General features: G+C 47.2%; 10 protein-coding genes. All 10 read left to right on the plus strand.

The features are described from left to right. The first annotated feature begins 9 nt into the window (after positions 1-9). The 10 genes from mutL (at position 10) to C1T21_RS15105 (ending at position 12,408) form a co-directional block, all read left to right on the plus strand. Positions 10-2,184, plus strand: coding sequence for a DNA mismatch repair endonuclease MutL (gene mutL / locus C1T21_RS15060; RefSeq protein ID WP_103048814.1), 2,175 nt, complete (start codon positions 10-12; stop codon positions 2,182-2,184). Between the two features lie 12 nt (positions 2,185-2,196). Next, positions 2,197-3,048: a class I SAM-dependent methyltransferase gene (locus C1T21_RS15065; RefSeq protein ID WP_103048815.1), complete on the plus strand. Its 852-nt coding sequence runs from the start codon at positions 2,197-2,199 to the stop codon at positions 3,046-3,048. Next, the gene (gene miaA, locus C1T21_RS15070; RefSeq protein WP_103048816.1) at positions 3,032-4,012 is read left to right on the plus strand and encodes a tRNA (adenosine(37)-N6)-dimethylallyltransferase MiaA; all 981 of its coding nucleotides are present in this window, start codon (positions 3,032-3,034) and stop codon (positions 4,010-4,012) included. Before C1T21_RS15065 ends, miaA begins: the two co-directional genes overlap by 17 nt. A gap of 20 nt (positions 4,013-4,032) precedes the next feature. Next, positions 4,033-4,278: an RNA chaperone Hfq gene (gene hfq, locus C1T21_RS15075; protein WP_023989043.1), complete on the plus strand. Its 246-nt coding sequence runs from the start codon at positions 4,033-4,035 to the stop codon at positions 4,276-4,278. Between the two features lie 190 nt (positions 4,279-4,468). Next, complete coding sequence (locus C1T21_RS15080) at positions 4,469-7,129, plus strand: PBP1A family penicillin-binding protein (protein WP_103048817.1); 2,661 nt, start codon at positions 4,469-4,471, stop codon at positions 7,127-7,129. 165 nt (positions 7,130-7,294) lie between these two features. After that, positions 7,295-7,852 (plus strand): ribonuclease FAU-1 family protein, encoded by a 558-nt coding sequence (locus C1T21_RS15085; protein WP_013310580.1) that lies wholly within the window; start codon positions 7,295-7,297, stop codon positions 7,850-7,852. Then, positions 7,849-8,544: a YdcF family protein gene (locus C1T21_RS15090; RefSeq protein WP_103048818.1), complete on the plus strand. Its 696-nt coding sequence runs from the start codon at positions 7,849-7,851 to the stop codon at positions 8,542-8,544. Before C1T21_RS15085 ends, C1T21_RS15090 begins: the two co-directional genes overlap by 4 nt. Before the next feature lie 115 nt (positions 8,545-8,659). Then, complete coding sequence (locus C1T21_RS15095; protein ID WP_103048819.1) at positions 8,660-9,643, plus strand: AAA family ATPase; 984 nt, start codon at positions 8,660-8,662, stop codon at positions 9,641-9,643. Between the two features lie 113 nt (positions 9,644-9,756). Further along, positions 9,757-11,043, plus strand: coding sequence for a GTPase HflX (hflX, locus tag C1T21_RS15100; protein ID WP_103048820.1), 1,287 nt, complete (start codon positions 9,757-9,759; stop codon positions 11,041-11,043). Positions 11,044-11,154: 111 nt separating this feature from the next. Continuing rightward, a complete protein-coding gene (locus C1T21_RS15105) occupies positions 11,155-12,408 on the plus strand; it encodes a methionine gamma-lyase family protein (RefSeq protein WP_013310576.1) in 1,254 nt (417 codons plus the stop codon). Positions 12,409-12,449 lie beyond the last annotated feature (41 nt).

Here is a 12,449-nt window from a genome sequence, read left to right on the forward strand (position 1 = left end):
GTTAAAAGGATGTCTAAAATTCGGGTACTGGATGAACATATTGCGAACCAGATTGCTGCCGGTGAGGTCGTGGAACGTCCAGCCTCCGTCGTGAAGGAGCTGGTGGAAAATGCGATTGATGCAGGCGGTACGCGGGTGGACGTATGGGTAGAAGAGGGCGGTCTGCAAAGTATTCGGGTGACGGATAATGGAAGTGGCATTGAGCCTGAAGACGTGGAAACGGCATTCTATCGGCACGCGACAAGCAAAATTGGACATGGTCGCGACCTGTTTCAGATCACAAGTCTCGGCTTCCGGGGAGAGGCCTTGCCAAGTATAGCGGCTGTATCGAAAGTAGAGCTGCTTACAGCAGCCGGAGATGACGGGCGTGCCCGTAAATTGGTGATTGAGGGCGGTAAGCTGGTGCTTCACGAGGATGCCGCTAGTAGACAAGGGACGGATTTTACCGTACGGGAGCTGTTTTATAATACACCTGCACGGCTGAAATATATGAAAACAATCCAGACCGAGCTGGGACACATTTCGGATGTATTGTACCGAATGGCGCTTTCGCACCCGGAAGTTGCCTTCACATTGCGGCATAATGGCAATACATTGTTGCAAACGCTGGGTAATGGTGATTTGCTGCAGGTGATTGCCGCTATTTACGGAACTTCTGCGGCGAAATCCATGCTGCTGCTGGAAGGAGAGAGCCTCGATTACCAAATTAGCGGCTATGTCAGCCGTCCAGAGTGGACGAGATCAAATCGAAATGCGATCTCGACGGTAGTGAATGGACGTTTTGTGCGAAGCTACGGGCTTAATCAGGCGTTGCTCAAGGCGTATCATACCTTGTTGCCGATCAATCGTTTTCCGCTGGCTGTGATCCAACTGGAAATGCATCCTTCTTTGGTGGATGTTAACGTTCATCCCGCCAAGCTGGAGGTAAGGTTCAGCAAAGAAGCTGAACTGTTTCAGCTGGTTGAAGATTCGGTAAAAGCTGTTTTAGGGCAGCAAGTGCTGATTCCGAAGGCAGTCAAGCGCGAGATCGGTGGCAAGGACAGTGGCTCGTTTGTGCAGGAGCAGTTTCACTTCTCGAAGGGAAATGGTGCGGAAGGGGATGCTCCTTCCGGCAAAGACCGGGGGGGAGCACTGCCACTTTCCGTGACCTCGTCGGAGAACCAGGTACCGGGCCAATCCAATTACTTGAACAGAAACGAAGAGAATAACAGAGGTAGCCAGGAGCGTGAGCAACGTCCGAGCAGGGATAGCCTCTCAGCCATTGGACGGGCAAACAAACTTTCAGGTAAAAGTATTACTGATGATGAACTGGATGCAGATTTTGTGGAAGAAAACAACGGGAGTGAAGTTAGAGGGGACGTTCCGCTCCTTGATGAGGCGCCTGTACAGTCGTCCGAAGGAGGTAATGCCGCAATAGGCACATCTTCTTTATACAGCGGGGGGATACAGGAAACGGCTGCTTCTGCTGCTTACCCATCTTCTGTGCCACCGATTGCAGAACAAGCTACGGATTCCCGTCATTTCGCGGATCAGAAGCCTCGCCAGCAACGTCTAAATGCAGAGCAATTGGCAGCGGTGTCGGGAGAAGTTCCAGAGTTGCCCACTTTTCCTGAACTGAATTTAATCGGTCAGCACCACGGGACATATCTGATTGCACAGAACGACCAGGGCTTGTATTTAATTGATCAACATGCCGCACATGAACGAGTCAATTATGAATTTTATTATGAAAAATTCGGTAATCCCGAGTCAGTATCGCAGGAGTTGCTACTGCCAATTACACTGGATTTTACGCCTTCCGAGACAGAAAAGTTGAAAACAAGGCTGCACTGGTTTGAGCAGGCGGGGGTGTATTTGGAGCATTTTGGCGGTCAAACCTTCCGTGTCAGCTCTTACCCGTACTGGCTTCCCCAAGGGGAAGAAGCGGATGTCATTGAGGAAATGGCCGGATGGGTGCTGGAGGAAAGAGCCATTGATCTTGCTAAGCTGCGGGAAGCAGCCTCAATCATGTGCTCCTGCCGGGCTTCGATTAAGGCAAACCAGAAGCTGACTGACCAACAGGCTATCGTACTGCTAGAGCGTTTGGCAGCGTGCAAACAACCATATACTTGCCCTCATGGACGACCTATTGTGGTTTCCTTTTCCACATATGATTTAGAGAAGCTGTTTAAAAGAGTAATGTAAGGGAGTATATATATGTTGCAGGATCGGGAAAAACGTGAAGAAGAAGAGCAGTCGGTCCTACGGGAGAAGCAAGTCGAATTACTGGTCACGACAGGGGATTCCCCCTCGGCTGAGGTTGTGGAGCGAGCGAAGCTGCTCGCAGCCGAGTTAGGGGTGCTGTATGCCCCTCGTCGTGGCATATCGGTAGCTAAGCTAATCGCAGCTCACAGAGTCCGTCAAGCGTTGGTTCTGGTGCAGGGCGGAGTGAGGCTGATTAGTCCAGAACAATCACCGATGGTTTTTCACCCGAGTATGGGCTTCATTCGCGCCAAACGGGTATTAAAGGGTGAACCTGACCCAATGTTGACGGCTGCCCGGCTCGTCCCGGGTGATACTGTGCTGGATTGCACCGCAGGACTTGGTACGGATTCTCTTCTATTTTCAATTGGAACGGGAAGCTCTGGACAAGTCACGGCTGTGGAGAGTTCTTTTCCCGTCTATGCTTTAATCAAGGATGGAATGAGGCATTACCGTTCCGGCAACGCTGAAGTAGATCAGGCCTTTTCCAACATTGACGTTCGTTTTGGTCATCATTTGGACTATTTGCGTAGTTTGCCTGATCGCAGTATAGATATTATTTATTTTGACCCTATGTTCCGTGATCCATTGCTCGATTCCAGCGCAATCGGTCCATTGAGAGGGTTGGCTAATCCAGACGCGTTGAATGAGGAAAGTATTGTTCATGCCAAACGGATTGCACGAAAAACAATTGTATTAAAAGAAAAACGGGGTAGCGGGGAATTTGCCCGCCTCGGCTTCCGTGTAGAGCAGCGGGGCACAACGAAAACAGTGTACGGAGTGATTGATATTGACAGTGGCAGCTAAGCCTAAACTACTTGTTCTTGTTGGCCCGACTGCGGTTGGCAAGACGAAACTAAGCATCGAGATGGCACGACAATTTGACGCGGAAATTATTTCCGGGGATTCCATGCAGGTATACCGTCATATGGACGTTGGAACTGCCAAAATTTCCGAACAGGAAATGGAAGGAATCAAGCACCATTTAATTGATATTCATGAGCCTGAATACCCATATTCAGTAGCCCGATTTCAGGAAGACTGTCGTCGTCTCATACCTGATATTCAATCTAGAGGAAAGCTACCGTTTATCGTAGGCGGAACAGGTTTATATGTAGAATCAGTCTGCTATGAATACCAGTTTTCCGAGGTGGGGGCTGACGAAGCTTTTCGTCAGGAACAGCTTGACTATGCTGAACAGTTTGGAGCTGATGCGCTTCATGCGCGTCTACAGGCGGTTGATCCTGAAAGTGCACTTCGTCTGCATCCTAATGATCGTCGTCGTGTCGTTCGTGCACTGGAAATTTACCATGTTAGCGGAACGACACTTAGCTCTCAACTTGCCAGTCAAAAAAAGGAATCTCCCTACCAACTCTGCATCGTAGGTTTGACAATGGATAGGCAAATGCTATATAAACGTATTGAAGACCGAATTGACGGGATGCTCGATCAAGGGCTTGTTGCTGAGGTAACCTCCTTAATGGAACGGGGAGTGCGAAGCGATGCCATCTCCATGCAAGGTCTAGGCTATAAAGAGATATCCTCCTACCTGCGGGGAGAGGTGTCTTTGGAAGAGGCGGTGACTTGGCTAAAACGGGATACGCGTCATTTTGCGAAGCGACAGCTCTCGTGGTTTCGCCATATGAAGGATATCCAGTGGGTAGATGTCACTGATTTCGGAAATTTTTCTGCTCATGCAGCCCGAATACACGAAATTATAGCAGGAAAGTTCCGGACAGACCTTGAATATACTTCAAAACAATCCAAATGATTATTGGGGGTACGGCTAAAATGAACAAGTCCATTAATATCCAAGATACGTTTCTGAATCAATTGCGCAAGGATTCTATACCTGTAACGGTATACCTCATCAATGGATTTCAGGTGCGAGGGACGATTAAAGCATTTGACAATTTTACGATTGTTATCGACTCGGATGGAAAGCAACAGCTGATTTACAAGCATGCCATCTCCACCTTTACACCGCAACGCAATGTATCGCTTGTACAGCAACAGGATAACGCTAGCGATAACTGATTACGGCTTGACGGTCGCCCGGGTTCATGAAACTTTTCAGGCGTCCGTCTCGTCTAACTGTATAGGAATGTGACCGGGAGCAACCTGATCAGGGTTGTTCTTTTCATTCCGTTTACTTTCATGCTGCCGACAGCAAGCTTTAGGCTTATGTTAGGTATCATATGATTATTCGCGAAAGGGAGTAAGGGGAATGCCAAACGATTCATTGTCCAGATCCGGCAATCGCAATAGAAACACATCTAAAGAGAAGCCGAAGGGCAAGAAAAAGAAAATAACAGGTAAGCGAGTAGGGTGGACGCTATTTATTACAGCGGCCTTAGCCATATTCTGTGCACTTAGTGGATATTTATTTGTCATGGTCAATGGCGAAAAAATTTACAAAGCCAACAAAGACAAAATTACAGTGAACGAGACATCGAAGGTTTATGACCGCAACGGTGTGCTCATGGGTGAGTTGTCTGTGCAAAAAAGCGATCCTGTTAAAAGTGAAGAAATACCAGACCTGCTCAAAAAAGCATTTATCGCAACCGAGGATAAGCGTTTTATGGAGCATCAAGGGGTTGATATTTGGTCTATCGGCCGGGCAGCCGTTAAGGATATCGTGGCCCGTTCGGCAGTGGAGGGCGGCAGTACGCTGACTCAGCAGCTGGCCAAAAACTTGTTTTTGACACGTGACAAAACCTTTTTCCGTAAAGCGACAGAGGTATCCATCGCAATGGCGCTGGAGCGGAATTTGACTAAAGATGAAATTATTACACTCTACCTGAACCGGATTTGGTTTGGACGCTCGTATTCTGGAATTAAGGCAGCGTCGGAAGGCTATTTTGGAGTGACAAATTTAAATGACTTAAAGTTGTGGCAGGTCGCTACACTGGCAGCTATTCCGAAAGGGCCATCCAAGTATAATCCAATAAGTAATCCGGAGAACTCGAAGGCACGGCGTGCAGTGGTACTCCAGCTGATGTTTGAGCAGGGAATGATTGGAAAGCAAGAGATGGAAGAGGCCAAGGCTGTAAATTACAATTATAAACAACCGGAAAAAGTTCAAAAGTATCAAAATTTTATGGAATACGTCATGGATGAGGCAGAGGATGCACTGCCAGGAGTTAGCGGCAATGATTTGATTATTGGTGGTTATAAGATTCATACGACAATGGATGCCCAGGCTCAAAATGCGCTGGATCAGGCGATGGCAGATGATGACATGTTCGAAAAAAGTCCTGACGATCAGCCTGTTCAAGCCTCGATGGTCATTATTAACAACCAGACAGGTGGAATTGCCGCGATGGCACCCGGACGGGATTACAAAAAGGGAACCTTCAATCGTGCGACACAGAGCCGCAGACAGCCAGGATCGGCCTTTAAGCCGATTGTAGCCTATGCGCCAGCTCTTGAATCCGGTAAGTTTACGATGGATACCCCTTTGAGTAACGAACGCCAGAGTTTTAACGGATACAGTCCGAAAAACTTGCATGGTTACTCGTCGACCATCAGCATGCTCGACGCCATTACGAAGTCTGAAAATATTCCGCCTGTATGGTTGCTGAACCAAATCGGTGTGGAAAAAGGGGTTCAATTTGCCGAGAGCGTAGGCATTCCGATGGACAAAAATGATCACTCACTTGCTATCGCATTGGGTGGATTAAGCAAAGGAACGAATACCCTTGAAATGGCGCAGGCCTACAGCGCTTTTGCCAATAAAGGACAATTCCAAAAGGCTTATTCCATTAAACAAATTAATAATAGTGATGATCAGGTAGTTTATACTCATGAAGAGGAATCTAAATCTGTAATGAGTGAAAAAACAGCTTTTGAAATGACTCAAATGATGCAAAATGTAGTCAATAGCGGCACAGGTCGCAAAGCACGTATTGACTGGCCTGTAGCTGGTAAAACGGGTACGACCCAAAGTGGAATTAGCGGTAACAGTGGTAACCGGGACATCTGGTTTGTCGGTTATACGCCAGAATATACCGGAGCAGTATGGATGGGTTATGATAAGCCGGACAGCAAACATATGCTGAGAAACTACAGTGGGCAGTCGGCAGCCTTTTTCGGAAGGGTCATGGGTGAAGCTCTCAAGGGGCATCCGGTTACGCAATTCAGCGAGCCGAAGGGATATGAACCACCAGTTGAGCAGAAGCCAGAAGAGCCGGTTCAGGCTACCGCTCCAAGCGGGCTGAGCGGGTCTTATAGTCAGGACACCCAAATTGTATCGTTGTCCTGGACTGCGGCGACGGGGGATAATGTACAATACCGTGTGTATCGCAAAGGGACTTCTGATGCAGGCTTTGCAACAATCATGGAGGCCATGAAGGGCACGAGTGGTGAAGATACGTCTCCTATAGCTGGAAACACGTATGAATATTATGTAGTGGCTTATGGAGCGGATGGTAAAGAATCCGAGGCTTCTAATACGATCCGTGTGGAAATTCCGTCGGAGACTACTCCGGTTGATCCACAGCCAGGGACTGATCCAAACGAGAATGGAACCTTACCGGATAATGGTGGGGCTACAGACGGACAAAACGGTACAGATCAGGGAAATACACCTCCTGGCGGTATCAACAACAATAATGGCTCAGGTCAGGTTCCGGCATCTCCTGGAGATACTGGTGGGAATGGTGCTGGAGGCACAGGCAACAATAATAGCAATTCCGGCAATGGAAACGATACAAATCAGGAAAATGGTCAGACTACTACACCGGATGCAGGTATTTCTGATGAAGATACTATGGTGAATCCAGAAAATACGGATGCATCTACGACTGAAGTCACAACGGATGGAACTCAAGAAGGCAATTCCAACGGTCATTCGAACTCCAATCGTGGACGTCACAATCGGGATTAGCAAGTATTGCTTTATGTAAGTTGAATTTGCTTCAAATCAAAGGTATTTTCGGACCGTTTCACGGTCTGAGAATACCTTTTTTTGCTTTGGTAAAGGGGTTCTTTTTGAGTGTACAGTTTAAATATGGTAAGCTGGTTTTACCAATGTTGGAGAGGAACATCATTTATGAAGCGCAAATTCGGAGACCGGGCCAACTGGCGCAGAATCACCAATCGCAAGTTTGCTTGCCGGTATGTAGAAAGTGACGCGTTTACAGGATATGTGACCCTGTATACAATTTTGAGTCTCAAGGAGCCGTTATGGAAAAGTTACGGTGGTCATACGTTTTGCATAGCCGATAAAGGATATTCCTGGCTGCAATATTATCCAAAAGGTGAGCACTATGTGGTGACTGCTATGTTTGACAATCGGGAGCAAATCGTTGAATGGTATATTGATACCTGCCGAAATCAGGGTGTGACCGATCAAGGAGTCCCTTGGTTTGACGATTTGTATTTGGATGTTGTGGTGCTTAAAAACGGTGAAATCTTTCTAGTGGATGAGGATGAATTGGAGGAGGCGTTACAACGGGGGCATATCTCAACGCAAGAGGCAGAATTGGCTAATCGTACGGCGGCTGATGTGTTACATCAGATAGATGCCCACGTGTTCCCCTATTTTAAAATGTCGCTGAAACACCGGGCAGAATGGTTTCACAACGGTGATTTCAAGAGAGAACGGTGAAAGTTTTGCAGTGGATTAAAAATACTGGGCCCAAAAGTTCTGAGTTGAAAAGCAGGCAGAGTCGCCTTAAGAAAATATTTATGGTATCCAAGCGTCTTGTACTTTGTTTGATGATTTTCATTTTGGTCGGATTGGTATGGGCAGGTATCCGAGTATGGAACATGAATACGGCCGCCTCTACCACTCCGCTCCAGCAAGTGCAAATTGGTATCGTACTAGGTGCTTCTATGTGGGGAGCTGAGCCCAGCCCCGGATTGAAGGAAAGGCTGGAAGAAGCCTTGCACTTATACCGCAACGGGACGGTACAGCGTCTAATTGTAAGTGGGGGACTGGATAAACCAGATTTTCCGTATACAGAGGCTGAGGGCATGCAACGCTATTTGGTAGATAGAGGGGTTCCTTTACAGCATATTGTGTTGGAAAACCATGCGACCAGTACTTACGAAAATCTGCTCTATAGCCAGCGCATCATGAAGGAATATGGATGGACCTCCACCGTGATCATTACACATAGCTATCATGGCCCTCGGGCGATGGAGATTGCTCAATTCTTGAAGTTTGATCATCCTCAGATGGCTCTGACGGAATCTAAAGTGCTGAATATGCCAATTCACCAATCAAGAGAAGTATTGGCATACGCTAAATGGACGCTACAACGGTGGTGGATCAGCGCTCAAACTTGGGTTGCCTGAATTAAACAAAAGGCTTTGTGCACGTTCCCGTTGCTTTTATGCTAATAAGGACATGCCAGACCGAATACATTAATAGGGTAAGCTGTGCCTGAAGAAATGTTGAGGTGATGGATGCATGAACGGACGGGGAATCGCCGCGGGCAAGCGGTCGGAGGAGAGACCTTCCAGACAAATTAATGTCGTGCTGCGTAGCCCGGAGCCGATAGCTTCGGTGACTGTGGACGAGACGGAAGCAGTGGCTTCAACCAAGTCACAGGCGCTACCGCAGTATCTCAGTCTTTATCAGGAAATTCAGAAAGAACTCGATCATCTCGTCGGCTTGGATAACATCAAAGACCTGGTATTTGAGGTATATGCCTTTTTGCAAATCGCCCATATGCGCACGGATGCGGGACTGTTGAGCAATGCACACGTATATCACATGATTTTCAAAGGAAATCCAGGTACGGGGAAAACGACAGTAGCCCGAATTATCGCTAAAATGCTGCAAAAAATGGGGGTACTGAGCAAGGGGCATCTGATTGAGGTGGAGAGGGCTGATCTGGTCGGTGAGTATATTGGCCACACGGCACAAAAAACGCGAGATCTGGTAAAGAAATCTCTTGGCGGCGTGTTGTTCATTGATGAGGCTTACAGTTTGGCACGCGGAGGGGAAAAGGATTTTGGAAAAGAAGCGATTGATACCTTGGTAAAATCCATGGAAGACCAAAAAAATCAATTTATTTTGATTCTCGCTGGATACTCGGGGGAAATGGACTTTTTTTTACGAACGAATCCTGGTCTTCCTTCTCGCTTTCCAATCCAGTTGGATTTTCCTGATTATACTGTGGATCAGCTCATCCAAATTTCCGAGATGATGGCCAAGGAGCGGGATTATATTCTCATGCCTCAGTCCATACTCAAAATGAAGGAGCATTTGCTAAACGAGCGTAATGACAGTCTTCATGCATTTAGTAATGCACGATATGTTCGTAACGTGATTGAAAAAGCGATTCGGCACCAAGCTGTCAGGTTGCTCAATCAGTACAGGAGCGGGCAACCCGGCAAGCAGGAATTGATGACGCTGCGTCCAGAGGATTTGAAAATGGACAAAAGATAGGCGATAATAGGAATCTGAATCACATCGAATTGTATGACATCGAACGGGGGCCGGCCTGGACATCAGGTCGGTCTCTGTTCGAGAGTTGAGATGAAAATAAAGGAGCAAACAATATGGCGAACTCCACTCATGATACACAAACCGAAATGCAGGACAAGGCGGTACTGGTCAGTCTAATTACGGATGAAGTCAAACGATCTGGCATCAATACGGAATACTCGTTGGATGAGCTGGTGAAACTGGCTGAGACAGCGGGAGTTGAAGTACTGAGCGTCCTGACACAGAATAAGGAAGCCAAGGATTCAAAATGGTTTATTGGCAAAGGAAAAGTAGAGGAATTGCGTGCAGTTGCTGAAGAATTGGGAGCGAATACAGCTATTTTTGATCAGGAGCTCTCGGGGGCCCAAGTACGCAATCTGGAAGAAAGTCTGGATCTCAAAATTATTGACCGGACACAATTGATTCTGGACATTTTTGCACAACGTGCAAAAACACGGGAAGGTATTATTCAGGTTGAACTGGCGCAGTTGTCATATTTACTCCCACGTTTGTCTGGACATGGCAAAAATCTCTCGCGTCTCGGTGGTGGAATCGGAACACGTGGTCCTGGTGAAAGCAAGCTGGAGACAGACCGCCGTCATATTCGTGATCGAATCAGTGATCTGAAACGCCAACTGGAGGAAGTGACCCGCCACCGGTATTTGCATAGGGAGCGCAGACAAAAGAGCGGCATTGTTCAGGTTGCACTTGTTGGCTATACCAATGCGGGCAAATCGACGCTGTTGAAGCAACTGACAGCAGCCGATGTATATATTGAGAATCAACTGTTTGCGACGCTGGATCCTACCTCCAGAACAATGGAGCTACCGAGTGGAAAAGAAGTTATTCTTACGGATACGGTCGGTTTTATCCAAAATCTCCCTCATGATTTGGTTGCTTCCTTCCGTGCTACTTTGGAGGAGGCAAATGAGGCTCATCTCATTTTGCATGTCGTAGACGCGTCTTCGGATATGCGAGACGAACAGATGAAAGTTGTAGAGACGATCTTACAACAGCTAGGGGCTGCGGACAAGCCTCAGATCGTATTATTTAACAAAAAAGATGCCTGTACCCCTGAGCAACTCCAAATGCTTCCTTCTGGGGAGGGCTATTTGAAAATTAGCGCTTTTGATGAAGGGGATTTGCTGCGTATTCGTGAACTGATTCAAGAGCATCTGAGCGGTGATACGCTGAGATTTCGCATTCCTGCGGAACGTGGAGACTTAACCTCGGTGCTTTATCGAATCGGAGATGTACTGCTGACAGAGTATGATGGAAATGATGTCATTTATGAGGTTGAAATTCAAAGAGGCGAGTACGAAAAGTATGGTCATGCGCTCAGCGAGTTCACAGAAGGTTAACATCTAATGATGTTTTTGGGCCAATAAAATGATAATGCTCATCGTTCAAAGCGAACAATAATATAACATGAATAGCCTAAGGCTGCGTAAGAGAGAGGGTCAAGAAGGTAAATGGTAGTTTTTAGTCCAGAAATTCAGCAAATTCAGGAAACGGCAGAACATAAAATACAAGAACGTATACAGCACATAGATCATATTGTAGATTCAAATCAGTGGAAGGTTATTCAGGCATTCCAGCGGAAGCAAGTGAGCGATTTTCATTTTGCGGGTTCTACGGGATATGCTTACAATGACCGGGGGCGTGAGGTGCTGGAGGAAGTCTATGCGGATGTGTTCGGTGCGGAGGCAGCGTTGGTGCGTCCGCATTTTGCCTCGGGCACTCATACAATTGCCACTGCTTTATTTGGTGTGCTGCGTCCAGGGGATGAACTGTTGTACATTACTGGGAGACCTTATGATACCCTCCACAAAGTGATTGGTAAGCCCGGCGACGGAACAGGATCATTGCAGGATTTTGGTGTTACTTATGGAGAAACCGCACTGACAGCGGAAGGTAAAGTGGACTGGGAAGCGGTGGAGGCTGCGATCCATGCCAATACCAAAGTGATCGGTATTCAGCGTTCACGCGGTTATGATTGGAGAGCTTCGTTTAGTGTAGCAGATATTGAAGAAATGACAGCACGTGTGAAGGAAATAAAACCTGACGTCATTGTCTTTGTTGACAATTGCTACGGTGAATTTACCGAGAAGCTGGAACCTACTCAGGTAGGTGTCGATTTGATGGCAGGTTCGTTGATTAAAAATCCCGGTGGTGGCATTGCAGAAACGGGTGGATATATCTGCGGCAAACAAAAGTATGTAGAGCTAGCATCCTACCGATTAACTGCACCTGGAATCGGTGGAGAAGTAGGTGCCATGCTAGGTACTACACGAGGCATATTTCAGGGACTATTCCTTGCTCCAACACTGGTTGGGCAAGCGGTTAAAGGGAGCGTATTCGCAGCTGCGGTCTTTGAGGAGATGGGATTTGAGACCAAACCTGCCTGGCATGAAGAGCGTACGGATTTGATTCAGGCTATTTCTTTTAGCGGACCAGAGCATCTAATTGCTTTTGTACAGGGCATTCAGCGTGCGGCTGCCGTGGATAGCCATGTGGTGCCAGAGCCGTGGGATATGCCGGGTTATGAGCATCCAGTTATCATGGCAGCAGGTACGTTCATACAAGGGGGAAGTTTGGAACTATCCGCAGATGCTCCAATTCGTGAGCCTTATATTGGTTACATGCAAGGGGGCTTAACCTACTCTCATGTTAAATTTGGAGTGCTTATGGCTCTGCAAACGATGAAAGAACGTAAATTATTGTGAGTATTTCTAACATGTCATTGACACTTTGCATCAGCTAAATG

It is taken from the genome of Paenibacillus sp. F4, from assembly GCF_002894905.1.
Lineage (GTDB): Bacteria > Bacillota > Bacilli > Paenibacillales > Paenibacillaceae > Paenibacillus > Paenibacillus polymyxa_B.